We start from the raw sequence: 24,492 nt of genomic DNA, 5'->3' as shown, positions 1-24,492 counted from the left end.
TATATTTTATTACGGGTGCAAAACATTATGAAGGATTCTGCTGCTGATGGCTATCCCCCCAAGCATCAATTTAGTCAAAAATTAGATTTGAAAACGAAGTTAGCTTATGGTGCAGGGGATTTAGGCCCGGCAATTACTGCTAACATAGCGATATTTTTTCTGTTAATCTTCTTTACTAATGTAGCGGGGATTCCGGCGGGTTTAGCTGGCAGTGTATTGTTAATTGGTAAAATCTGGGATGCCGTCAATGATCCTTTTGTGGGGGTGTTAACAGATAAAACCCAATCACGCCGTTGGGGTCGTCGTTTACCTTGGATGTTTTATGGTGCAATTCCTTTTGGGATTTTCTTTTTCTTACAGTGGATTGTACCGCGATTTAGTAGCAACCAGAGTAGTAATGTTTGGGGTTTATTTTGGTATTACGTAGCGATTGGTTTGATTTCCCAAGTATTCTACACGGTGGTGAATTTACCTTACACTGCACTCACCCCAGAACTTACCCAAGATTATGACGAGCGTACTAGCCTCAATAGCTTTCGTTTTGCTTTTTCTATTGGGGGTAGTATTTTGTCATTGTTATTAGCGCAAGTGGTTTTTTCCCGCATAGCCAATGAGCAACAACAATATATAGTTTTAGCAGCAATTTGTACTGTAATTTCGATTGTATCTTTATATTGGTGTGTTTTTGGGGTGCGCGATCGTGTTTTGGCTTTTGAAGCTCAACGTATTCAAGTCGAAGAATCTGCATCTATCCCATTTTTAGAACAACTGAAAATTGTTTTTACCAACCGTCCGTTTCTATTTGTTATCGGCATCTATCTATGTTCTTGGCTAGGGGTGCAAATCACCGCCAGCATTATTCCCTTTTTTGTCATTTATTGTATGTCTTTGAAAAATGCAGATGTACCGACAGTGATGATTGCAGTGCAAGGAACAGCCCTGTTAATGTTATTTGTCTGGACGGCTGTGAGTAAAAGAGTTGGTAAGAAACTAGTTTATTTCCTGGGGATGAGTTTATGGATAATAGCCGCAGCCGGACTGTTTTTCTTACAACCCGGTCAAATAGGTTTAATGTATACAATGGCTGTGATGGCGGGGGTTGGTGTTTCCACAGCTTACCTAGTTCCCTGGTCGATGATACCCGATGTGATTGAATTAGACGAACTGCAAACCGGACAACGGCGGGAAGGGATTTTTTACGGTTTTATGGTGTTACTGCAAAAATTTGGTTTAGCCTTTGGGCTATTTTTGGTAGGTAACGCCTTAGAAGCATCTGGTTTTCAAGAAGCTGTAGCCGGTCAAAGTCCACCACCCATCCAACCAGAATCAGCATTAACCGCCATTCGCATCGCCGTTGGCCCTTTACCCACCATCTGTTTAATTGTGGGCTTAGTTTTAACCTATTTCTACCCCATCACCCGCCAGATGCACGCAGAGATTATGCTACAACTCGAAGCACGCCGTCAGCAGCGAGAGAATATTTAGGGACTTCCAACTAAAAAATATACAATCGCTCTGGTAAGCAGGGGGGCAGGGGGCAGGGAGCAGGGGGAAAAATCAAATACTAGTCCTATAGCGTTTCCTAGCCTGCTGAGGTACAAATCTCTGCGTACCTTTGCGCTTTACTTTGCGCGACGGCAGTCGCTACAACGGGGGAAACCCCCGCAACGCGCTGCCTCCCCTTTGCGTTTCAAAATACTACCCGTACCTCACTTAACTGGGAATCGCTATATATACCGAATTGGGATAGGTAGTATTGTTTCAAGAATCCAAAATTGGTATTAGCCCTCAAAGCAGGGCTGAAGCCCTCACTACTAACTTCAATAACTGATAGCTGTAAAAAACTAGCCCTTTTCTAGGTAAATTTTAGAAAAAGGCTAATCATCAAGAAATTTTGGCGTTTATCGAGTTTGCATATTTAAGCTTTATGTTTAAATACTCCTGGTTCTTGCTGTGTAGGCAAGACAGGTAAAATATCGGTTTGGGAACAATATTTTAGGTCTTCATGGCATTGTAGGCGTAACAACCGTTTACCGTGACTAGCATGGTGGAATAGTTCTAAGAGATTATTTTCCCACTGGGAATAGAGAGCGATCGCACTAATCACTTCATCGTTACCAGCTAATTCTTCTGGTGGTAATTGAGATTTTTCAATCACACTATGGGCGATCGCACCTGCACAGGCTGTATCCTCTAAGGAAAAACTGCCTTCCCAACCAGAACCGACAATCCAAACTGTTTCCGGTTGCTTGTCTATCAGGTATTGGACAACTGCGGCACGGTTAATAAAGGCGGCTGTCAGGACAGTAGCTGAGTGCTGTACCCGTTTTAAAGCGCGAGTTCCATTAGTGGTACTAATAAACAAACGCCTTCCTTGCACTAAGTCCGGTGTGCAGTCGAGGGGTGAATTACCTAATTCAAAACCAGCGACTTTACCACCGCCTCTTTCTCCAGCTCGCAGCCGTTTTTCTACTGGCCATTGTTCACTGACTGCAATAAGTTGATCTAAATCACTAAAGACTTGCACCGCTTCGCCCCCAGATGAGAGGACAGTTGCTATAGTGCTAGTAGCGCGCAAAACATCGACTGCGATCGCACAGTCTGGGGCTTTGTCAGTTGGAGTTTGTTCCGGGGTATGGTATATGAATAGCTTCACGCTGGGGATACACCTGCTCTCAATACTATTGCCGAGATTACATTCTAATGGCTCGTCATCACCATAATGACACTTAATGTCCGAGTATTTCTTATGGTTAGGCAAGAGAATTGATTATTGTGGGGTATGGGGCATGGGGCATGGGGCATGGGGCATGGGGCATGGGGCATGGGGCATGGGGCATGGGGAACGAGGGATTTTTATCTGTGGTTGGATATTAATCAATGATTAAGGTTGCTAGAGTTTGTGTCTCATCAGATAATCTGAAAGAATACAGGGAAAGCAATTCAGCAAAGAGGCAGAGCAAAAAAGCGCAGGAAACAAGGCTTAGTCTCTCCCCTGCTCCCTGCTCCCTGCCCCCTGCTCCCTGCCCCCTGCTCCCCGTTGCCTTCTTGTTGAATTGATTTCTCCCCAGTCCCTAATCTTTAATACCTATGGCCCCTTTACCTGATTATCGTCCTAAACAACTGTCTTTAGGCCCTTTAGAAGCTGAGATATTAAATATTATCTGGGAATTAGGGTCAGCTACGGTCAAGGATGTTCACGATCGCATTTTGGCTGATCCTAACCGAGAGTTAGCTTATACTTCTGTAACTACAGTTTTACGTCGTCTCACTGATAAAGGTTGGCTAATCTGTGATAAAAAAGGTAAAGCTTTTTATTGGCGGCCTTTGTTGACAAAACAGCAGGCACAGGTAATTAAAGCCCATGAACAATTACAGCAGTTTTTGGCTGTGGGTAATCCTGATGTGGTAGCGGCGTTTGCTGATAGTCTGGATGAGGCGGCTAGTGACCAAATTGCAGCGATCGCTAAACGTATTCAAGCTGCACGGCAAGCCAGGGAGGAACAATAATGCACCTAATCATGATTTTAATCACTGTGGTAGTAGCAGTAATGTTGCGCCGTTCTGAGATTCATTCTCATAGTAGTTGGGATGTACGTTGGCGGCGATCGCTGTTTCTGTTTCTGTTCCCACCGTTGCTGATTTTCATGACGGGGATAGCGGTGCTGTGTATGGGGCCGCAAGGGCAAATGGGTGGTATGTATACAGGTTGGTTTAGCTATTGCCTGGCTTTAGTTGTGTTGAGCATTTTCTCTGGGTTATGCCTAAAACTAGCTTATCAAGGTTGGCGATCGCTACAATCTGCCCGTGATTGTCCTCTAGTGAATTTTGACGGTAGATTGATCAGGTTACTGAATACAGAAGCATTATTTGCCGGTCAAATTGGTTTTTGGCAACCAGAATTAGTAGTTAGTCAAGGATTACTACAAACCCTGTCTCCAGAACATTTAGAGAGCGTATTAGCCCACGAACAAGGACACCATTACTATAGAGACACATTTTGGTTTTTCTGGCTGAGTTGGATACGCACCTGCACCGCTTGGCTACCCAACACAGAACCCCTGTGGCAAGAACTTTTAGTCCTACGAGAATTACGCGCTGATCATTACGCTGCATTGCAAGTAGACCCTTTAGTGTTGGCAGAATCTCTATTATTAGTAATTAGCAATGCTTCTGTATTTGATCAATCAGAAATTTGCTGTGCAGCTTTAGGTGATGGTGTAGGCAATCGCTTAGAACAAAGAATTGACGCTTTACTAACACCACCCAACCCAAACCCAGAAGTTAATTTACAATCTTGGCACACGTTTTTATTAGCATTATTGCCCTTATTAACGGTGATATTTCACACCTAAATATGAGGCATTTTTGTACAATAACTCAATCATTCATTAAATTGAAAAACCCTTGTTTGGCAACTATACAAGGGTTTTTTCGAGATTTAAAAACCGGGTTTCTTGCAAATCCCTCAGCTTAAAAAGTTAATCTTTCGTTCAGAAACCCGGTTTTTTATTTAGGGCTTGTTGACGAATTACGAATTACGAATTACAAATTACGAATTACAAACTGATTTGGGCGTTAAAATTGCAACCAAAAAAGAATTTAGATCAATTGTGGATTGTGCGTTGTTTAGCGGCAGTATTACTTTTTGGACAAGTTTGTTTACATTTAATTCAAGGAAAAACTTACTACCGGAAAATTTTAGAACATATGGTGAGTGCAGGGCCTGGTTCAATATCTCCAGTATTGCTAGTAAGTGTTTTTTCCGGGATGATATTTACGATTCAAACTGCTAGAGAATTAGTAAAATTTGGTGCTGTCAGTACTGTAGGAGGAGCGTTTGCTGTAGCGTTTTGTCGAGAATTAGCACCTATTTTGACAGCAAGTATTATTGCCGGGCAAGTAGGTTCTGCCTTTGCTGCGGAAATAGGTGCAATGCGTGTGACTGAGCAAATTGACGCGCTATATATGCTCAAAACTAACCCTATTGATTATCTAGTTTTACCGAGAGTAATTGCTTGTTGTTTAATGATGCCAATTATGATGATTTTTGCTTTAATCATAGGCATCTGTGGCGGAATTTTTGCGGCTGCGAAATTTTATAAAGTTCCTCCTGAAATATTTTTAGAATCAGTAAGAAATTTTTTAGATACATCAGACGTATTCACTATTTTACTCAAAGGCTTAATTTTTGGAGCGATAGTTTCTATTAATGGCTGTAGTTGGGGACTAACTACTAAAGGCGGCGCAAAAGAAGTAGGAGAATCTGCTACTACAGCAGTTGTCACTACCTGGGTAGCAATATTTATCACAGATTTTTTCCTATCTTTATTGTTATTTGAAAGTCCTGTAGTGTGATGGGGCATTGGGCATGGGGCATTGGGCATGGGGCATTGGGCATTGGGAATTGGGAATTGGGTATTGGGATAACATCTCCCTTGTCTTCCTTGTCTCCCTTGTCCCCCTTGTCTCCCCTGCTCCCCTACTCCCTGCTCCCCTGCCCCCTGCCCCCCGCCCCCTGCCCCCTTCTAAGCCGGGACAACAAATTTTTCACTGCCAGCTAAATTAAAAGCAGAGTGTATGACTTGCAAAGCTTGTACGCCTTGTTCTTGGGCTACAACACAGCTAATTTTAATTTCTGAGGTGGCAATCATTTGAATATTAATTTGGTGTTGGGCTAAGGCATCAAACATTTTGGCGGCTACACCTGGTTGTCCTACCATGCCTGCACCGACGATACTAACTTTAGCGATCGCATTATCTAAAATTACATCACCCCATCCTGATGCTGTGGCGGCTTCTGTGAGCAATTTTTGGGCAATTTCTCCATCGATGCGGGGAACTGTAAAAGCTATGTCTCGTGTGGCTACACCATCAATGATGCGACAGCGTTGAGATTGAATAATCATGTCTACGCTGATGTTGTGCTGTGCTAAGATTCCAAAGATTTTAGCAGACATTCCCGGGCGATCGGGGACTTGGCGAATGGCTAGACGGGTTTGGTTTAAGTCTAGGGCGACACCGCGCACGGGGGGATGGGTTGTGGCAGCAGCAAGGGCAACTGGGGGAGTGGGGGAGGCTACTATTTCAAAAGCTTGACATAATGCGGCTACGGCGCGATCGCCATCGCTGGCATCAATTACACAGCTAACTTTGACTTCGCTAGTGGAAATCATTTGGATGTTTACCCCAGCTTCGGCTAAGGTGGCAAACATTTTAGCAGCTACTCCAGGGCGGCCAATCATCCCTGCACCAGCAATACTAACTTTAGCTATATCTTGTTCTACCATCACCTCGGCTTCATCAGTGTTGGGGTGAGATGGATTTCTTAAAGCTGGAGCGATGGCGGAGGCGACAGCTTCGGCGCGTTTGAGTATGGGTGTAGTTACTGTAAAGGCAATGTCATTAGTATTACCTTCATGAATTGATTGAATAATTAAATCTACGTCTACTTTTTGCCGGGAAATTTCCCCAAATAATTTAGCTGCCACCCCTGGTTTATCTGGTACACGTAACAGTGCTACCCTGGCTTGATTGGTGTCAAATTCTACCGCATCTACAGGACGGGCAATTTCTAAATTAATTAGCGATCGCTCTTGGTGTTGGGGAGTTGTTACCCATGTTCCCGGATCATCAGTCCAACTTGACCTGACTACCAATGGTACACAATAGTTACGGGCAATTTCCACCGCACGGGGATGTAATACTTTTGCCCCTAAACTCGCCAATTCTAGCATTTCATTGCAGGTGATTTCATCCATTAACTGCGCTTGGGGAACTAGGCGGGGGTCTGTAGTTAATATCCCTGGTACGTCGGTATAAATTTCACAAAAGTTAGCTTGTAAGGCGGCGGCTAAAGCTACGGCCGATGTATCAGAACCACCACGCCCTAAAGTCGTAATTTCTAACTCACCGTTGCTAGAAATCCCTTGAAATCCAGCCACAACAACGACTTTACCATCATTGAGATGACGCATCACCCGTTCGGTTTCAATCTGCAAAATCCGAGCGCGGGTGTGTTCTGCTTCGGTAACAATTCCTACCTGTGCGCCAGTCATAGAAATTGCTGGTTGTCCAATTTCCTGCAACGCCATACTTAACAAAGCAATCGTCACTTGCTCCCCTGTAGATAGAAGCATATCCATTTCCCGGCGGCTGGGGTTGGTAGAAATTTCATTGGCTAGCTTAACGAGTCCATCGGTGGTTTTTCCCATTGCCGAAACCACCACTACCAAGGAATTTCCAGCTTTGACAGTTTTATGAACACGCTGGGCAACGGCTTGGATGCGTTCAACTGAACCGACAGATGTACCACCGAATTTCTGAACTATAAGCGGCATAACTTTTGTTTAATCAATATTCCTGCTGCTTTCTATGCTTCCCAAGTCAGGAAGCTGTGCAGTCATTAATAGTTAATTAGTTTACTAAATAATGAGCAAGCATATCTGACTTTTTTAAGAACAGGTTAACTTTCAAAGGTGACATCTTCATATAATGCTGCCATTGTCGCCTCAAAATTAACACTGTTGAGACAAAATGATTCTTGTGCTGGTGTATAAGATTGCAAAATCCACAAACCTTGTTTATCTCGTCGGAAACACTCCACCCGTTGACGCTTGGTATTAATTAAAACATACTCTTGTAAACTTTCTAAGCCTTGATAATCAGCAAATTTATCGCCCCTGTCAAAAGCCTCAGTCGAATTAGATAACACTTCCACAATTAAACAGGGAAATCTTTTATACGTTGGTGTTTCTTGGTCGCGTTCATCACAAGTTACCATGACATCAGGATAGTAAAAACGGTTTAAAGACTCAATTCGGGCTTTCATATCAGCTATATAAACACGACAACCCGAACCCCGTACATGATTACGCAACAACACTGCTAAGTTAAGGGCAATAGTAACATGAGGATCACTTGCGCCAGCCATTGCGTAAATGTAGCCATCAATATATTCGTGTTTTTCTGGGCTGTGTTCCTCTAGTTGCAGGTATTCTGTTGGACTGAGGTATTTTTCTTGAGGAGAAGCAACCATGATGCTAACTTCCAAGGTTGAGTAATACAACTTGGCGATATCCTAGCATTTTTAAGTGAAAAGAGCGATCGCCTTTTGAGCGGTTGTTTAAGGTATCGCAACACTGATTTTTAGCTCAAACATCTCTTTTTTGAGTTGTGAAGCTAATATATAATTCGTAAACTAAGTTTCTGAGTCGTAAACTAAGTTTCTGAGTCGTAAACTAAGTTTCTGAGTTGTAAACTAAGTTTCTGAGTCGTAAACTAAGTTTCTGAGTTGTAAACTAAGTTTCTGAGTCGTAAATTAAGTTTCTGAGTTGTAAATTAAGTTTCTGATACCGTTTCTTGATGTAGCTTGCCTGGCGTAGCCATAGATGCACTTTATTCTGTACTGTAGAGACGTTGCATGCAACGTCTCTACATCATTTATTTAGCGCAACTTCATAGAGAATTGGTATGACTCGTAAACTAATTTTCAGGACAAAATTTCAGCAAAATCACTCATAGTTATTAATTACAATAATTAAAAAAATATGTAGCTTTACTCAACCTGCGATAGATACTGATTGCGTATGCTTTTAGTATCTATAGGAATCCGGTTTGATTGCGAGAAAAAATCACAGTATATGTAGTGGCGTGGCAAGCCTTAAATGTTGCAAAAAAATTGTAGGTTGGGTTGACGTAAGGAAACCCAACACCAATATTTATGTTCAGTTTCCGAGTTCATGTTGGGTTTCACTGCTTTCAACCCAACCTACATTTATTGCACTATTTTAGCCTTGACACGTTAGTAGGGTGTGTTAGGCGTAAGCCGTAACGCACCGAAAGTTTTAGTAGATGTTGCACTCTTTCTGCTAATACATTCTACCTGTATTCAAAAATCAAATATGAATCCTATAAACCTACATCTTTTTAGTTAGTAAAAAAAGGAAAAATTTATGACGCAACGGAGACGTAACTCACTTGCGCTGACTAAAGCTGAACGAAGAATTGAAGGATTACAAACAATTAGCTCTGATTTAGATTTTGGTAATGGTTTGTCAATGACTACTTACACAAATATGGTGAATGATTTACGCCAAAAATTAGCCGCCTACAATCAAGCACGCACAATAGTAGAGAAAACACAAAATTCCTTAGTCGAAGCAGAACGGGCTTTAAATGATTATTCTGAGCATATGCTGCTGAGTGTTGCATCTCGCTATGGAAAGAGTAGCGATGAGTATAGCATGGCTGGGGGAACACGCAAATCATACCGAAAGAAAACACGCTCACAATCAAGTCAATAATCTCTGCGGAGTGAAAAGCTTTTAAGCAGGGGAGATATTATTGTAGAAATTGGTGTGAATTTTCCTAACTTTAAACCAAAGCTTGTGATGCGTTACAGCTTACGCCTAACACACCGCAAGCTTTAGTAATAGGTGCGTTACGCTGTCGCTAACACACCCTACGTATCTACCTATCTGTTCAAAAATCAAGTATGAATCCTATAAGCGATCGCTATTCTACAGAATTAGGTGTTATTTCACATATTTAGTATAATTTCCAAGTATAACCGCAATCTGTCTGGACAAAGTAGAATGAACGGAGGTCAAGATGGAAGTAACTATTATACTTGGAATTATTATTTTTATTATTTTAATATGCCTAAACATTTTAAGTGAAAACGAGCGAAGGCAACATTACAGTGAATGGGCGCGATTACGTGGATGGAGTTGCAATTTTGAGAAGGACTATCAAACCTACAACAATTATTATTTTCTTAGCCAAGTACCATTCGTAGCAAGTCCATATGTAATAGATGTTGTTAGAGGTACATGGAATAATTACCCATTAGAAGCTTTCAATTTTCATTACTGGACTCAAAGTACACATACAACAGGGAAATATAGTCAAAGTACAACATATACTGACCATTATATTGGAGTAGTTATTATTAAACTTGAGCGTCATTTTCCTAAATTATTAATATATCCCAAAGGCTTTTTTTGCAGAATTGCTTTTGAACTTGGCTTTAAGGATATCGAATTTGGTTCATTAGAATTTACTAGATTATTTACTGTTAGCTCCGATGATCAAAAATTTGCATCCAGTTTTTGCAACCCGCAAATGATAGAATACTTATTAAATCATGTGGATACTAATTTTGAAATCAACGACAATCTTGCTATTTTATACAAAACTGAAGATCGATTAGACCCCTCTGACATTGAAGAATATCTGAGACAACTTTACAAAATGCGGCAACTAATGCCTAAATATCTATTTAATAAAGAAACTTAGGCATTTTGGCAGTATTTTTAGCATATGTTAGTAGATGTAGGTTGGGTTGAGGAACGAAACCCAACATAAATATCGAAAACTTAACATAGATGCTGGTGTTGGGTTTCCTCGCGTCAACCCAACCTACAATTTCTTTGCAACATTTTAGGCTTATCAGTCCACTACATCTACATCTAAAATATTTACCCAATTGGCTGATTACCAGGGTTGACAGCATGAATAAATTCACTACCTGATTTTGGCCTACCACGTTTATAACTGGCTTCTTCTGGTTTACCCCATCCCATCTGTAAAATCATTTCTAAAAAATTCGGGTTTTCCCATTTCCATAAACTAGCCCATTCAGTAATTTTGGCAATTCTTTCTACATCAGCTATAGTGATTTTTTGATATTGTTTACTGTTGTTAAAACTTAAATACAAATCCATCTGTGCAGTGACTTCATACCAAAAATTCAATATAGAATTTTTCGCTGCTTTGATGACTTCTAAATCACTAGCTAGGGCAATTAATTGTGTATCTACTTCTGGGTAACGTAAGGTTTTACCTTTGACTGTCATCTCACGCCAAACAATCCCAGAAACTTGATATTCTTGTTGATAATTGTGAATGGCTGCTTTAAAATCTTGATAGGCTGTGAATTTTTGCAGTCCTTCTGTTCTGATAAATTGGTCAATTACAGGATTACCAGAGACATTAACTTCTAATTTTAGGCGTTCTCCTTTCAGGCAAGCTTGGCGTTCAGCTGCCAAAATTTCAATTAGCTCATCAGTAGTATAAACCTTTGACATCAGCAACCACTCTACTAGTCATTGGTCATTAGTTATCAGTCAATCTAAAATCTAAAATCTAAAATTGATTGACTATGGACTAAATTCAACATTAGCTTTTATAGGATGAAAAATACAGTAACAAATCGTACTAAAATTCAGGGCAGACCATTTTGGTCTACCCTCACTGTTATTTAGCTAACTCACTACTGAACTCATTGAACGATCGCCGTTTTAATTGTACTGATTCGGTACGTGGCAATAAATCAAACACTTCCCGTAGTCTATCATCTATTTCTTCAAAGGGTACTTGACCTTGTTTATTTAAAACTACCTCACCTGACTGATTAAAAACTACAACTTGCGGCACACCTCCACTGTAGTAATATCCTGGTTCGGTGGGTTCATAGCTGTTTTTGCTGGGGATGGTGTCTAAGCTAATTGGCATGATTTCAGCCGCTTGACCATAAAATTCTTGTATGCGTGAAATAACGATCGCATATTCCTTACAGTCACGGCTATCATCCAAATAAAAAGCTAACACTGTGGGTTTATGTTCGGCTAAAGACTGGGCGAGGGTTTGTCTGGGAGGTACTAACGAACCATTACCGGCATACACTACAAACATATTGCCATCATAATTATCATCATTGATACCTGCCCAAGCTGGCTGTATACCGACAATGAATAAACAAATTAGCAATGACAGACATTTGGAAACCAACCGCCGCCAGTCAGCAATTTTTTTATGTAAAACAGGAAACTCGATACTAATCATCAAAAAGCACCTTGCAAGCTACTATTTATCGTTAGGTGTGCTGAATTAGGCAACCAGGGCTGGATTATATAATTACGCCCGTCTACTACTTTTTAAGATAACGCTTAGGGGGATCTGTGGGGAATGGGTATTGAAGGGGTGTAGGGGTGTAGGGGTGTAGGGGTGTAGGGGGAGACAAGGGAGACAAGGGAGACAAGGGAGATTTTATTTCAATTCCCAATTCCCAATGCCCAATTCCCATTTACTATTTACTATTGACTAAAGATTTAGGGTTATAGATGTGGGTAATAAGATAAAAGTTATAGATAGAGTGCGTTTAGGGGTTGCGGTGTTGGTGGCTAAAAGTGTCACCTTTGGGGTGCGATCGCTGCGGCTGGGTGCTGCTAGTGTATTACCAGGGGCGATCGCTCGGCGTATTGAACCGCGACTGTTACAATTGTTGAGCCAGCAAGTTAAAAATGGTGTGATTATCATTGCTGGGACTAATGGCAAAACTACTACGGCTCTGCTTTTACGCACGATATTAGAAAATAAAGGTTTCCGCGTTTGTCATAACTCCACGGGGGCAAACCTCGAAAATGGTTTGATGACGGCTTTTCTTGAAAGTACTAATTTGGTAGGAACGCTGGATGTTGATTATGCAATTCTAGAAGTAGATGAGAATATTGTCCCCAAGGTATTGACACCACTCCAACCAAAAGCGATTTTATGTTTAAATTTATTCCGAGATCAACTTGATAGATATGGCGAAGTTGATACTATTAGTAAACGCTGGACAAAAGTAATCTCGACTCTGCCACCGGAAACAGTTGTTATTCCTAATGCTGATGACCCCACTTTATCCCATCTCGGTCAACAGTTACCCCAAAAGGTCTTATTTTTTGGCTTAAATGAACCAGAACATTATTTAGAAGCCATTCCCCACGCCGTTGATTCTATATATTGTCCCAAATGCGGACATTCTCTAAATTATCAAGGTGTGTATTTATCTCACTTAGGCGATTTCACTTGTCCTAGTTGCGGATTTACTAAGAGTCAACCAGCCTTAGTTAGTAGCGAATGGCAACAAATTTTAGTCGGTTTATATAACAAATACAACACCTTAGCCGCCGCCACTGCTGCTAAAGAATTAGGGGTAGATGAAAATACAATTAGGAATAGTATTAATAACTTTCAAGCTGCATTTGGACGTGCGGAAGATTTAGTAATTGATGGTAAACGTGTCAGAATTTTATTATCAAAAAATCCCGTCGGCACAAATGAAACTATTCGCGTCGTCACCCAAAGCAGCGATAAGACTACATTAATGGTACTAAACGATCGCACCCCCGACGGTACAGATGTATCCTGGATTTGGGACGTAGACACAGAAAAATTAGTAGAACGTGGCGGTACATTAATAGTGAGTGGCGATCGCGTCTATGATATGGCCTTACGTCTGCGTTACAGCGAAAAAATGCCCCAGAGTAATATAAATTTAATTGTTGAAGAAGACTTAAAGCAAGCGATCGCCACAGCCTTAGAACACACACCCCCTAATGAAACCCTGCACATTCTCCCCACCTACTCAGCCATGCTAGAAGTGCGAGAAGTTCTCACAGGTAGGAAAATTCTGTAAATTAGGCAATAGTCACGCGATAACCCCTCTCCTGCAACTGTAGAGACGTTGCATGCAACGTCTCTACTTTGATTCCTGCTCCCCTTCCCTTGTAGGGAAGGGGTTGGGGGTTAGGTTTAAAAGAAAATTGTCACACAGCCTATAGTTTCCCCTATTCCTTATTACCTAAAACAATGAACACCCAAAAATTAGAATTAACAATCGGTTGGTTATATCCTACATTAATGAGTACCTATGGCGATCGCGGTAATGTGATTACTATCGAACGTCGCGCCCAATGGCGGGGATATGACGTGAAAATATTACCCCTCGACCAAAACGCCACAGCAGATGATATTAAATCTGTAGATGTGATAGTAGGTGGTGGCGCACAAGATAGACAACAAGAAATTGTGATGCGTGACTTGCAAGGTGCGAAAGCCGAAGCTATCCGCGAGAAAATCGAAAACGGTACACCAGGGGTTTTTACTTGCGGTTCACCCCAACTTTTAGGACACTATTACGAACCCGGAATTGGGCAACGTATACAAGGTTTAGGAATCCTCGATTTAGTTTCTGTTCATCCTGGCGAAAATACCAAGCGTTGTATCGGTAATTTAGTTATAGAAGTAACAGCCAGCCGACTCGCCAAAGATTTAGAACAGATGACAGGAACTAAACCCTATTTAGTAGGTTTTGAAAATCACGGCGGACGCACTAAATTAGGTAAAGTGGAAGCTTTAGGAAAAGTCGTTTATGGCTTAGGTAATAATGGCGAAGATGGCACAGAAGGGGCGTTTTATCAAAATGCGATCGCCACTTATTCCCACGGGCCATTATTACCAAAAAATCCCTTTGTCGCTGACTGGTTAATTCAAACAGCACTGCGATTAAAGTATCAGCAAACAATTACTTTACAGCCTTTAGAAGATACTTTAGCAATGCAAGCTAGAGAAGCAATGTTTAAAAAATTGCAGGTTAACTTACCAAAATCTAACGCAGTAGCTAAAGTTTAACAATCTATAGGAATGAGATTTGATTTCTGAAAAAATTCAAGTATATGTAGGGTGTGTTAGCGACAGCGTAACGCACCTAGAACCAAGGACTAGGGTGCGTTACGGCTTACGCTTAACACACCCTACGTATCTACGTATCTGTTCAAAAATCAAGTAGGAATCCTATATTTTAATAAACATTTGTAGTGGTGGGTTCACCCAGATCATCGTTAATCATTCATCATCTTTGTTAACCCACCCCTACAGAGTCTAGTCAACCCCAAGTAACAATAGGCTACCCCTGATAAATTTATTTTAGCTGAATCAAAAAGTCCCCACTTATCACTTATCGCTCATTACTAATGGTTGAGATGCAATATCCTCTAGGCGAATACTGGTGAGCAAATTCTGCCACTTTTGTTGAATTGTTTTATCTTTGGGGTTTTGTTGATGTAATTGGGATATGGTGGTTAATGCTTCGTGCCAAATTCCGTTTTGGGAATATATCTCAAAACGTTGCAGGGGTGTGGCTGTTTTTAGTTGTTCAGTAACTTTTTTCTCCAGGGTGACTCGTTTTATTACTCCTTCAACATAAGTCGGGGGTGAATCTTTGTGTGGTTCACAGTTAACAGTGAGAAACCAACGATATCGTTTATTTACTGCCAATGTAATATTTTCCGGTACAGAAATACTCATGATTCCTGGTGTTTTTGGCAGAGCGATCGCTTTTTGATAAATTACATTTGATTTATCATCTTGCAAGACAAATTCTGTAGGATACTCAGAATTACGAGAGTATGGGATAAAAAACATTAAGGTCGGATGTGCTTCTGTGGTCAATCCCCAGACGTTAGTGACAGTGGGAACATCTTCGGTATAGGGTACTAAAGCTGTCAATTGAGGTTGTACTGCGGGACACAAACCTCGTTTAGCACCGCCACGATTACGACCTCCAGGGGGAGGCTCAGAAGTTGGTAGGGATGGTGGGTTAAAGCTGAGTTTTTGAATTGGGGTGACATTGGAGCTACGTGGTACGGGTGTAGCTATTACTAAGGTTTGACCGATTAAAAAACAGCTGTAGCCAATGGCTAGTGAGAATAATATTTTCATAATTAGTTGTTATTTATTAACTAAAATTGCTGACTATTGGCTGTTGAGTTTTGATTTTTGAATTGAAACTACGATGACAGTTCCTACTAATGATAGTGCTGATGGTACAAACGGAAGCCAAAGACCTAAAATTAATAAACTCCAGCACAGTAAATATAAAACAATAGAACTAATACCAACTGCTAATGCTAACCTGGGAGATAAACGCCATTGCCAAGCTAATAAACTACCACAACCTGCCCAAACCAAAATCCAAATTATTTCCAACCAAGGTGACACAACTCGTAACAATGGACGACCATCTAAAACAGCACTAATAAGTTGGCTGACCATATGAGCTTGTACCATTACCCCAGGCATTTGTTCATCTAACAAATTACCGTAGGGTGTAGCCCAATAGTCAGGAAAATCTCCCTTAGCTACCACACCAATCAGAACAATTCGATCTTTGATGGCGTTGGGATTAATGGGGTTAGATAATAGCTGGGTGAGTTTTACCTGTTCTGCAATTTGTTGAGAGGCGCGATAGTTGAGCAGAATTTGACCACCATTAGCATTAATTCCTTGATAACCCCCACCGTGAGTTGATAGGCGGTGTAATACTGTTTTACCTAACTGTAAATTGGGAGATGTACCAGCAGTAAATTTTGGTTGGATTCCTAAAGAGGAGAGATATAAAAATGCTAGTTGGGTACTGAAGGCGTAGGAGGTAGAACACAAAGAAGCGGTTTCCTGGTTCATAAATAGAAGATGGCGACGTACCACACCATCCCTATCATGAATGAAGTCACTAAAGCCTAATCTTTCCTTAGCAATTTCTGGTGGTGGTGCAATACCTTTAGTATTGACTGTAGTGTCACTACCTTTACAGATGCCAATTAAATTATTAGTTTTTTGTAGTTGTGATTTTAAATCTGTTTGTTCGGCTGGAAAGTCGCGGTAGATGTCTAAACCTATGGCTTTAGGTTGGTATTGATTCAGTTTAACTAGTAATTGATTCAAAGATTTATCGGAAATTGATGTTCCTTTTAAAGTTTCTCCGTTACGTCTTTGATTGGCTAAATCCTCATCATCAATGGTAACTACCAATAAACGTTGATCTTGTCCCTCATCAGGACGCGATCGCATCATCTGATCAAAGGCTTGCAGTTCTAAGCCTTGTAATCCTCCTAACACCCGCAAGCCACAAACTACAGCCGTCACCGCCAAACTAGATAACCCTAGCCTTTTCCAGCCACATTTTTTGGCCACTGGTGGAGGATAAAATATTTCTTGGGTTGCTGGTTGGGTGAGTTCATCCCAAGTTAGGGGTATCTGAGAGGGATTTTGGCAAATTACTGGTAGCCAAGTAGCACAGGGAAATCGATCTTCTAGTCCTTGTAAGCGTTCCCGTGCGTGTCGGACTGCTTGGTATAAAGGCTCACCATTAGCAAAGCTTTGCAAAAAATATTTGAGAAACTCTTGCGCTACCTGATCAGGAACAGGTTCACGCATGACGATAATTTGGGGAATGTGTAAATCAGCTAATTCCCTCGCTAAACCCAACCCATCACAGGAGTTGAAAATTGCTAATTGTAAACCTCGTTCTATAGCTTGTTTGAGGGCATATTTGAGTTCCCCAATGGAGAGACTATCGGTTTTATTAAGATAAATTCTCCCGGTGGTATCATTCCTCTGACTAGAACTGTGTCCTGCGAAAAATAGGATATCCCAGTTTTTCCGCCAGAGATGATCAGTCAATTCCTTACGCTGTGGTTCTACCACAAAACTCACATCGGCATGATGGCACATTTGTAAAACAGCTTGATCTGCCTGGGTATCAATTCCTTGACTATTGCCGACAATTGCCAAAATATTGACAGTTGAGTTAGGAGTAGGGGGTTTATGAATGCGATCGTAACTAGGTGAGGAAAGGGCGATTTCTGCTTTGGGATAACGTTCTAGTAAATCCCAGACGTGCCAAGGCAGTCTTTGCAATTGACTATTTTCTGATTGCAGAATGACTCTGATTTCGTCTGAGGGAAGTAATTTTTCTAACCATTTTTCCCGTAACGGGCGAAAATCTTCGGCTTTGAGCCAGGCATTAAAGTGAGCGCGTAAGAGATGGGCAAGTTCATGGCAATCTTGAGTGACAGAGACATTAGTGATTTGAATTTTGTCCGCATCTAAACGATAGTTGCTACCTAACTGTAAATAGCTAGCCTGCCAACGACTGTAGTAAATGCTAATTTCAGGACATGGGGGTAGTTTACCTGTAATTTCTGTCGCCGGGCGATCGCGTTCTTCTCCAATCTGTAAAGTGACGGTAAACCCTTGCTCAAAACCACCGTCGCCAAATTTCAACACCACTAACTTAGCCATGACTATCGCTTTGCTCTGATTTGCCCAGTCGAAATTAGGGAGTGAGGAAATTTCCTTTGTGAGTGCTTCCTACTTCCAAAATAATACTTGACATTGACCTAGTTAATTAGATCACAAAGTTTTCTTTAATACTCATATCATTTAATGATACCTGAACGCTAAACTGCTCTTGGACTTCACCACGAAACTGTAACTGAATGTAGTTATCTGCACCTCTAGCTTGAGCTTCTAAAAAGACTGCGCCAGAATTATCTAATACTTTCAATTGCACTCCAGTTGGTAAATACATTTGATTACCTGTAGAGTGGAGTTGCAATCTAATACTAGTTTTTTGGTTAACTTCCGGGGCAATTTCCACAATTAACATGACTGGGTGGTTGTCAATTTGAATACCCAAATCAATCAGTTTTGCTCTTCTAGTAACTGTTTCTGACTCCCCTTGTGTTACTTCTGGAGTGCTAACAGGACTACGAAAAGCGTAAGCTGGTCTGATTTCGGGTGTGTTCCATAAAGATTCTACTGTTTGCCAACCAGCTTCTACTTGTCCGACAAACCATTGGCTGAGATTGGCTAGCACATCTACTGGGGAAGTTCTCAATTGTGCTAGGTGGTCTAGGAGTGCTTCTATAGGTTCTAGTTGAGTTAAAGCTAATGTTTCTGTGCTAACTTTATTGACAAAACCTAGTATATGTGCTTCTTGGCAAGATTCATCTACTTGCACAACCACATAACCCACTCTGTCTTCCCAAGTTTCTGCCGGCATGGAGCATACTTGCTCGGATGCAAGTACAGGACGGCATTCCAAACGACCAAGGGAGGAAACCTCTAAATCAGCCACATTCGCGCACAGTTGCATAATGGGATTCCAACTATCACCACCTGTTAAATTGGTAGGAATCTCCATCATTTGTAAATAATCATTTACTACCCAGACTGCTAAAGTATTCAACCTAACTTGTTCAGCTTTTGCTAAAGTCGGCTGTTGGTTAGCAAATCCTTGAGCAGTTGCCAGAGCTGCTTGAGAAATTGGTAGTGTAATTGCGGAATCCTTGAGCTTGAATGTGTTTTTATTCATAGGTTTCATCCCCAGTGATCAGTGCTGCTATGTACATATCACCCAGATTCGCTGAATTTATGCCATAAAATCAATGAATCTTAGATGATTTTTGGAATTAAGTGGAAACTCGTAAGGCAGGAGTTATCAGCCACTTAATAACTGTTTAACTGATGATTTCCAATGCGGAAATTACGCCGTGTGCAACTTTCTCTCAAACCTAACCCCCAGCCCCTTCCCTACAAGGGAAGGGGAGCAAGAATTAAAGTAGAGATGTTGCATGCAACGTCTCTACAGTTGCTGTTCGGAGGTACTGTACGAGAAGAGCTTCGCTCTATGGAGAGGGGTTTTAATAATAAGTTCCACATCGCGTGAAATTATAACCAGTTACCAATTAATACATAAGCTGACCAAAAACTCGGGGCTTGATAGTTGGGGTGCTGTAGTAATTTTAGTTGGGCTAGTCGCAAAGCTTCGGCTTTGGTAATTTTGTTGTTTTTGAGTTGTTGATAAAATTCACCTACAAACAAGGCTGTTGATTCATCATCAATTTGCCACAGGGAGGCGACGGTGCTGCGTGCGCCGGCTCGGACGGCTGCTCCTGCTAAACCGAGGGCGGCGCGATTGTCTCCTACTGCTGTTTGACAGGCACTCAGAACTAATAGTTCTACTGCCCTGGGCTGGGTTTGTTCTCGGTTGCGTAGTAGCTCGTCAAATTCTTTGACGTAAATTCGGCGATCGTTAGCTAAAATAAACGTTTGGTCGGCAACTGAACTAAATTGACCATGCGTAGCTAAATGTACAACGTTAAATGTAGCATTATTCACTTCTTTTTCTAGGGCTTGGCTAGTGAATTGCTGATCTAACAGGCTTTTGGTGGAAACTCCCGCACTAGCAATTAGGCTTACTTCTGATTTGACGGCTGGTAGGGGTGAATAATCAGGAAACCCTGCTGGTGGTTGAGTTAGTCCAGCAGTTAAGGCTCTGAGTTCCTGGCGTTGTAGGGGTTTAGGGTCAAGTAATTGTAGTCCGACACTGAGGGCGATCGCATATTTTTCGATTAAATATTGCTGTCCGTCGTAAAGAGCCGCCATCGGTAAATTACGTAACGTTCCATCTAGTACAAATACTATGGTTTTTACCCCTCTCGCTGCTAATTCTGATTCAATGGGTTTGAGCAACCAGTCATAGACTTGTTTTGATTTAGCTTTAATCTCGTTGGTAGCTGTGGGATTAACTAAATCTTTTCGCAGTTGGGTAACGAGGGTGTCTACTTCTACTTGAGTAATGTTGGCACTGTAATGCTTTAAGTCTTGGTGGGGAATTTTGACAATTACTTGTAAGCGTTTGGGCAAAATAATCGGGTAAAGAATAGCAGTGGTGGGATTATCTTGATCTACTACTTGATCAATCAGTACACTTTCACCTTGTAAACAAGCTTCCCGAAAAAAGTTATCTAATTCTGCTAACTGTAAAGTTTCAATTCTTTGGCGGGCTTTATCTAAAGTTTTTTGGTCTATGTTTTCCCCTTGGGACTCTAACAATAACTCTACCGATTGACGATAGATAGGTTCTACACTGTCACGAAAGTTAAATTGTACGTCTTGATGAACGGCTACTAAGTCACCTCTGAGGGATTTGAGTGTGCTGACGGCTGCATCATAGGCGGCGATCGCACTGGGTATATTTTTCTGGGCGGAAAATAATCTTCCTAATTGCCACTCTAAGCGGTAGATAATATCGGGAGCATTGCTACTCTGTGCCTGCATTAATCCCTGCTGAGTAATACTTTGTGCTTCTTGCCATTGTTGGTTGTTTTCGTACAAATTTCCCAAACTTAACAATCCATAGGCTTCGGCTTGCTTATCTCCCAAACTGCGGGCTTGTTTGATGGTATTAGCGAGTAATCTGGCTAAGTCTTCAGTATTGGTGATGGAGTCTAAATTTTTGTTTTGTAATCTTGACTCAGGATTGAGAGCTTTCATCAAACTCTGAGCATAGTTAATTTGGGCATAAATACTAGCCCGACTGGGGGGGAGTTGCTGGAGTTGGGCAGCAATTGAGGGGATAAGATTTGGGATCTGTGATAATTGCTGGGTGTCAATGAGCAGACTGAGTTGATTAAGTTGGGCTTGAACTTTGGTGAGGGGTGAAACTGATTTTGTGATTGTTTGTTGATAGTAGTCAAGTGCTTGTGGTAGTTGTTGTTTCGCTCTGGCATTGTTGCCTAAACTTAATAAACTAGCTGCCATTTGTGCAGGTAATTCCAGACGTTGGGCAACCAACAGACTTTGCTCTAGAATCTTCTGAGATTGAGTTAAATCACCGATCACCATTAAGGCATCACCGAGCGATCGCAATCCTACAGCTTTTTCTAAGGTGTCTGGTTGTGCTTGTAATTTCTCTTTGACTGCTAATAAAATCTGCACTGCTCGCCGATAAAAACCTTTGTTGCGCCAAGCTTGGGCTTGATTGATTTGCGATCGCACTTCCCCGGCTTGATTTTTGTTTTGTTGGTAAATCTCTGCGGTTTGCTCCCAAGTGGCTAAGGCTGCTTCTGGTTTCCCCATTGATAATTGCAAACGCCCTTGAATATCTAAGGTTTGGGCTAATATTTGCAGGTTTTGCTGATTTTTTTGAGCTTTAAGTAATTCTAGACTGCTGTTAATTGCTTTTTCTGCGGCTTCCCAGTCGCCAAGTTGTTGATAGGCTAAAGACAAGTTACTCAAAGTCCCGGCTAGTTTGAGATCATCTCCCTGTTGTCGATATACTTGAGCAGCCTGTTGTAATACTTGCGCGGCTTCCGCAAAACGTTCCGCATCATATAAAGATTTACCTTGTGCTATTAATAAGTCACGCTCAGAATTTACTAACTTTGCCCCATCTAGAGACTGAGATATTCCCGTCTTTGCTGCTTGTGTGTTGGCAGTTGAGTTGATTGCCAGTACAGGTGCATTGATTGTCAAGACTAAAGTTACCAAAAAGTATATAAATAAACTCAGTTTGATTTTTAGCTTTTTACCTGCGAAATCACGACGAAAGATTTTAACTAAGTTATTCATAGTATGACAACCAGCAGATCAAACCCAGGAGATAGATAATTGTTTGTTGAGTCACTAAAATCATGTTGCCATGAGTTTTGATCACCTATGACTCGGCTTCAAGAATTTTATTCACCAAAGTCCTCGCGCCGTGGAAGCCCCTGGCTTTAGACATGGGGGTAAGGCGCAGGCGATTTCAATCGCCGTCAAAATTGCTTCAAAAGGCATAACTATATCCATCCTTTCTGTGAATTGCTGAACAGTATTTGTGACTGATACCTGAAACTCTTCCAGTTTTGGTAGCAATATCAAAACTACCCGTGGCACGACACAAAACACGTCCTAAATATTCGCCAACTTTTTTCCCACTTGTAACAACCGCTTTAATGATATCTCCAGTTTGAAAACCAAAATGGATTTGTTTATTTGTGCGATGACGAGTCGGAAAACCGAATTTATCAGTCCCACACATTTGGCGATTACCGTGTCCATTCGCTGTAATCAACAATGGTTTGATACCTTTGATATTTAATGTTGGTGTTGATTTGCCAACACAAGCAGCATCAATCCAATGATTCTTGATTAATTGCTGCCTAGTTCTGTTGAACTTTGTTAAACCCCCAGAGCCACATTCAACTGACAACCCTGTTGATTTTAAAACCTCCAAAAGCTTGTATCTAGTAGCATTAACTGCTGCTGCATCAGCCAACGGTTTCTTAGCTTGTGCCAAGATTTTCTGTAACTTAATAGGGTCTTTTTTGTTCGCGCAGCGTCTCGTAGAGAGGAAATCCTTAATATCCTTAATCCCTTTTTTGATGTTGCATTTTTCGCAACTTAAGGTAAGGTTTGCAATTGAATTAGAGCCACCTTTAGAACGTGGGTGAATGTGTTCAATCTGCAAAGGTACGTTTTGCACTCCGCAGTAAACACATTGCCGATTCCACTTTTCAAGTAAATACTCTCTGGTTTCGTAACCTGCTAACGTCCCTTGCTGATATTCCTTGCCTTCAATTTCAGGATTACGCATTAACTGCATATCAAACTTGACTAATTCGGTGCTAATAGCTGTGATTGGTGCAAATTTACGTAATCTGTTTACCCATGTTTCAACATTGTGAACCCGACTCATCAGGCTAGGTGCTAACCATCCTTGGGGTCTAGTTCTGTTGAGAAATCTTGACTTTCTGTAACGGGTTTTGCGATTTCTTCTGCCACGTCTTAATTGTCTTCTTGAGGTAAGAGCATCTCTAATAGCAAAGCCTCTATGTTTTAATTCAGCAGCAAAAACTACTTCTCCTGTTGAATCGTTAACTAATGCAATCCCTGTGGTTTTAGCACCAGGGTCTAGTTTTAATCGCAGTGGTTGTACTGGCGATGACTGTGATTCTTTAAGAATAATAGTGAACGGAAAGCGGCGATAAATAACTGCTTTTTTGCTCCTTAATAATTGTCTTGCTTGTGCTGAATGTATTGGGTTTAGCGGTATGCGGTTTGTATCAATTACAAAAACTTTGCACATAAAGTGCCTCCTTGCGGGTAATGTTAGCTTCGCCAATGTTAGTGGTCGGTAACTATCCAAATTGCACTTCCTTAACCGTTGTACAGATGTTTAACAATTTGGTTCTAGAGCAGGGAACTAGCTACGCATTCCCTGGTAGGTCTTAAACTCTTGCCACTAACGTAGTCAGTTAAGACTTAGGCTGGTCAGATGGGCTTTTTCAAGCCCCCGCCTTTAGGCGTGGGGTTTCTGACCAGAATCAACAGCGATCGCTCAACCTCAGTCATATCTTATTCAATTAAACCTTCACTTTCAGCAAATTTACGTAAACGTGGCAGACATTGACGTTGATAAAAACTGCTTAAGGTAGGAATTGCTAGCCCAAATTCCGCAGATAATTCTTTCCAACTCACTTCAGGCGGTAAACGTTTGAGAATTAACACCTGACAGTTAACCTCTGGACGACCTTTAACGTGAGTATTCCTTAATTCTCCAGTAGCATCAGTATTTACCCAAGTTTCTAACTCATCTAAAATTGGTCGTGGTTCAGGAGTAGCAGCCAAATTGTCTACAGGGTCAATAACGTCACCACTCTCACCTGATTTAGACTGACGCACCCACAAGGGAATAGTTGTGGCTTGTTGTTTATTTTGGTTGATATAAAAATCTTGTAATCTGCGTTTTAAGTAAGCATTTAACCAAGTCACAACAGTCCCGTAGGTAGGATCATATTTTTGCCCTGTGAGTCCTTCGCAAATGTTACGACAGAAATATAACCAAGTTTGCTGTAGTGCATCTTGATAGTAAGGGGTATTTTCTCGCCAAAGTTTCTTGGAACTGAGGCGAATAATTTGGGTGAGCAGCTTCTGACGTTGCGGACTACCAGGAGGATGTCCACAGACTTGGGAAACTAAGTTACGTAGCTGTTCATCAAATTCAACCATGATCACAAAGAAGAAAAAGGCAAGAGGTTATAAGGATGAGCAAGA

At 41.3% G+C, this 24,492-nt stretch carries 19 protein-coding genes; 8 read left to right on the top strand and 11 right to left on the bottom strand.

The features are described 5' to 3' along the window. The first annotated feature begins 27 nt into the window (after nt 1-27). On the top strand, nt 28-1,485 hold the full coding sequence (locus tag ACPZ3T_RS27460; RefSeq protein ID WP_490272591.1) for an MFS transporter: 1,458 nt from the start codon (nt 28-30) through the stop codon (nt 1,483-1,485). Nucleotides 1,486-1,918: 433 nt separating this feature from the next. Here ACPZ3T_RS27460 and ACPZ3T_RS27455 read toward each other — a convergent pair whose 3' ends face one another. Next, entirely contained in the window at nt 1,919-2,656 is a 738-nt protein-coding gene (locus ACPZ3T_RS27455) for a 2-phosphosulfolactate phosphatase family protein (protein WP_490272590.1), read from the bottom strand. 434 nt (nt 2,657-3,090) lie between these two features. Between ACPZ3T_RS27455 and ACPZ3T_RS27450 the strand changes: the two genes are divergently transcribed. From ACPZ3T_RS27450 to ACPZ3T_RS27440, 3 genes are all read left to right on the top strand, one after another. Then, complete coding sequence (locus ACPZ3T_RS27450) at nt 3,091-3,510, top strand: BlaI/MecI/CopY family transcriptional regulator (protein ID WP_490272589.1); 420 nt, start codon at nt 3,091-3,093, stop codon at nt 3,508-3,510. Further along, nucleotides 3,510-4,355, top strand: coding sequence for a M56 family metallopeptidase (locus tag ACPZ3T_RS27445; RefSeq protein WP_490272588.1), 846 nt, complete (start codon nt 3,510-3,512; stop codon nt 4,353-4,355). Before ACPZ3T_RS27450 ends, ACPZ3T_RS27445 begins: the two co-directional genes overlap by 1 nt. A gap of 229 nt (nt 4,356-4,584) precedes the next feature. Beyond that, nucleotides 4,585-5,358, top strand: coding sequence for an MlaE family lipid ABC transporter permease subunit (locus ACPZ3T_RS27440; RefSeq protein WP_490272587.1), 774 nt, complete (start codon nt 4,585-4,587; stop codon nt 5,356-5,358). Between the two features lie 170 nt (nt 5,359-5,528). Here ACPZ3T_RS27440 and ACPZ3T_RS27435 read toward each other — a convergent pair whose 3' ends face one another. Together ACPZ3T_RS27435 and ACPZ3T_RS27430 are read right to left on the bottom strand one after the other, a co-directional pair. After that, nucleotides 5,529-7,340, bottom strand: a complete 1,812-nt coding sequence (locus ACPZ3T_RS27435) for an aspartate kinase (RefSeq protein WP_490272586.1) — start codon at nt 7,338-7,340, stop codon at nt 5,529-5,531. 125 nt (nt 7,341-7,465) lie between these two features. Beyond that, nucleotides 7,466-8,038, bottom strand: coding sequence for a Uma2 family endonuclease (locus tag ACPZ3T_RS27430; RefSeq protein ID WP_490272585.1), 573 nt, complete (start codon nt 8,036-8,038; stop codon nt 7,466-7,468). A gap of 916 nt (nt 8,039-8,954) precedes the next feature. Between ACPZ3T_RS27430 and ACPZ3T_RS27425 the strand changes: the two genes are divergently transcribed. Both ACPZ3T_RS27425 and ACPZ3T_RS27420 read left to right on the top strand, forming a co-directional pair. Next, nucleotides 8,955-9,305, top strand: coding sequence for a hypothetical protein (locus tag ACPZ3T_RS27425; RefSeq protein WP_490272584.1), 351 nt, complete (start codon nt 8,955-8,957; stop codon nt 9,303-9,305). 307 nt (nt 9,306-9,612) lie between these two features. After that, nucleotides 9,613-10,299, top strand: a complete 687-nt coding sequence (locus ACPZ3T_RS27420; RefSeq protein WP_490272583.1) for a hypothetical protein — start codon at nt 9,613-9,615, stop codon at nt 10,297-10,299. A 182-nt stretch (nt 10,300-10,481) separates the two neighbouring features. Here the strand turns inward: ACPZ3T_RS27420 and ACPZ3T_RS27415 are convergent, their stop codons facing one another. Both ACPZ3T_RS27415 and ACPZ3T_RS27410 read right to left on the bottom strand, forming a co-directional pair. After that, complete coding sequence (locus ACPZ3T_RS27415) at nt 10,482-11,090, bottom strand: hypothetical protein (RefSeq protein ID WP_490272582.1); 609 nt, start codon at nt 11,088-11,090, stop codon at nt 10,482-10,484. Nucleotides 11,091-11,259: 169 nt separating this feature from the next. Then, nucleotides 11,260-11,847, bottom strand: a complete 588-nt coding sequence (locus ACPZ3T_RS27410; RefSeq protein WP_490277389.1) for a thylakoid membrane photosystem I accumulation factor — start codon at nt 11,845-11,847, stop codon at nt 11,260-11,262. A 280-nt stretch (nt 11,848-12,127) separates the two neighbouring features. Between ACPZ3T_RS27410 and ACPZ3T_RS27405 the strand changes: the two genes are divergently transcribed. Together ACPZ3T_RS27405 and ACPZ3T_RS27400 are read left to right on the top strand one after the other, a co-directional pair. Continuing rightward, nucleotides 12,128-13,465 carry a MurT ligase domain-containing protein gene (locus ACPZ3T_RS27405; protein ID WP_490272581.1) on the top strand — a complete coding sequence of 446 codons (1,338 nt, stop codon included), beginning with the start codon at nt 12,128-12,130 and terminating at the stop codon, nt 13,463-13,465. Between the two features lie 173 nt (nt 13,466-13,638). After that, entirely contained in the window at nt 13,639-14,460 is an 822-nt protein-coding gene (locus ACPZ3T_RS27400; protein WP_490272580.1) for a type 1 glutamine amidotransferase, read from the top strand. Nucleotides 14,461-14,781: 321 nt separating this feature from the next. Here ACPZ3T_RS27400 and ACPZ3T_RS27395 read toward each other — a convergent pair whose 3' ends face one another. The 6 genes from ACPZ3T_RS27395 to ACPZ3T_RS27370 all read right to left on the bottom strand — a co-directional run bounded on the left by ACPZ3T_RS27395 (nt 14,782) and on the right by ACPZ3T_RS27370 (nt 24,447). Then, a complete protein-coding gene (locus tag ACPZ3T_RS27395; RefSeq protein WP_490272579.1) occupies nt 14,782-15,549 on the bottom strand; it encodes a DUF928 domain-containing protein in 768 nt (255 codons plus the stop codon). Nucleotides 15,550-15,582: 33 nt separating this feature from the next. Next, complete coding sequence (locus ACPZ3T_RS27390; RefSeq protein WP_490272578.1) at nt 15,583-17,910, bottom strand: CHASE2 domain-containing protein; 2,328 nt, start codon at nt 17,908-17,910, stop codon at nt 15,583-15,585. A gap of 106 nt (nt 17,911-18,016) precedes the next feature. Further along, nucleotides 18,017-18,985, bottom strand: a complete 969-nt coding sequence (locus ACPZ3T_RS27385) for a DUF1822 family protein (protein WP_490272577.1) — start codon at nt 18,983-18,985, stop codon at nt 18,017-18,019. Between the two features lie 356 nt (nt 18,986-19,341). After that, nucleotides 19,342-22,026 carry a CHAT domain-containing protein gene (locus ACPZ3T_RS27380; protein ID WP_490272576.1) on the bottom strand — a complete coding sequence of 895 codons (2,685 nt, stop codon included), beginning with the start codon at nt 22,024-22,026 and terminating at the stop codon, nt 19,342-19,344. A 196-nt stretch (nt 22,027-22,222) separates the two neighbouring features. After that, on the bottom strand, nt 22,223-23,524 hold the full coding sequence (iscB, locus tag ACPZ3T_RS27375; protein ID WP_490272575.1) for an RNA-guided endonuclease IscB: 1,302 nt from the start codon (nt 23,522-23,524) through the stop codon (nt 22,223-22,225). Nucleotides 23,525-23,793: 269 nt separating this feature from the next. After that, nucleotides 23,794-24,447, bottom strand: a complete 654-nt coding sequence (locus ACPZ3T_RS27370) for a sigma-70 family RNA polymerase sigma factor (protein WP_490272574.1) — start codon at nt 24,445-24,447, stop codon at nt 23,794-23,796. Nucleotides 24,448-24,492 lie beyond the last annotated feature (45 nt).

The organism is Aliinostoc maniaoense (genome assembly GCF_058172895.1).
This window is presented reverse-complemented; position numbering and strand designations above follow the sequence as displayed.

Bases quoted from the DNA above. Each gene is read 5' to 3' on its own strand.
- ACPZ3T_RS27460 (WP_490272591.1), top strand. From the start codon at position 28: ATGAAGGATTCTGCTGCTGATGGCTATCCCCCCAAGCATCAATTTAGT.
- ACPZ3T_RS27450 (WP_490272589.1), top strand. From the start codon at position 3,091: ATGGCCCCTTTACCTGATTATCGTCCTAAACAACTGTCTTTAGGCCCT.
- ACPZ3T_RS27445 (WP_490272588.1), top strand. From the start codon at position 3,510: ATGCACCTAATCATGATTTTAATCACTGTGGTAGTAGCAGTAATGTTG.
- ACPZ3T_RS27435 (WP_490272586.1), bottom strand. From the start codon at position 7,340: ATGCCGCTTATAGTTCAGAAATTCGGTGGTACATCTGTCGGTTCAGTT.
- ACPZ3T_RS27430 (WP_490272585.1), bottom strand. From the start codon at position 8,038: ATGGTTGCTTCTCCTCAAGAAAAATACCTCAGTCCAACAGAATACCTG.
- ACPZ3T_RS27425 (WP_490272584.1), top strand. From the start codon at position 8,955: ATGACGCAACGGAGACGTAACTCACTTGCGCTGACTAAAGCTGAACGA.
- ACPZ3T_RS27420 (WP_490272583.1), top strand. From the start codon at position 9,613: ATGGAAGTAACTATTATACTTGGAATTATTATTTTTATTATTTTAATA.
- ACPZ3T_RS27415 (WP_490272582.1), bottom strand. From the start codon at position 11,090: ATGTCAAAGGTTTATACTACTGATGAGCTAATTGAAATTTTGGCAGCT.
- ACPZ3T_RS27410 (WP_490277389.1), bottom strand. From the start codon at position 11,847: ATGATTAGTATCGAGTTTCCTGTTTTACATAAAAAAATTGCTGACTGG.
- ACPZ3T_RS27400 (WP_490272580.1), top strand. From the start codon at position 13,639: ATGAACACCCAAAAATTAGAATTAACAATCGGTTGGTTATATCCTACA.
- ACPZ3T_RS27395 (WP_490272579.1), bottom strand. From the start codon at position 15,549: ATGAAAATATTATTCTCACTAGCCATTGGCTACAGCTGTTTTTTAATC.
- ACPZ3T_RS27390 (WP_490272578.1), bottom strand. From the start codon at position 17,910: ATGGCTAAGTTAGTGGTGTTGAAATTTGGCGACGGTGGTTTTGAGCAA.
- ACPZ3T_RS27385 (WP_490272577.1), bottom strand. From the start codon at position 18,985: ATGAATAAAAACACATTCAAGCTCAAGGATTCCGCAATTACACTACCA.
- ACPZ3T_RS27380 (WP_490272576.1), bottom strand. From the start codon at position 22,026: ATGAATAACTTAGTTAAAATCTTTCGTCGTGATTTCGCAGGTAAAAAG.
- iscB (WP_490272575.1), bottom strand. From the start codon at position 23,524: ATGTGCAAAGTTTTTGTAATTGATACAAACCGCATACCGCTAAACCCA.
- ACPZ3T_RS27370 (WP_490272574.1), bottom strand. From the start codon at position 24,447: ATGGTTGAATTTGATGAACAGCTACGTAACTTAGTTTCCCAAGTCTGT.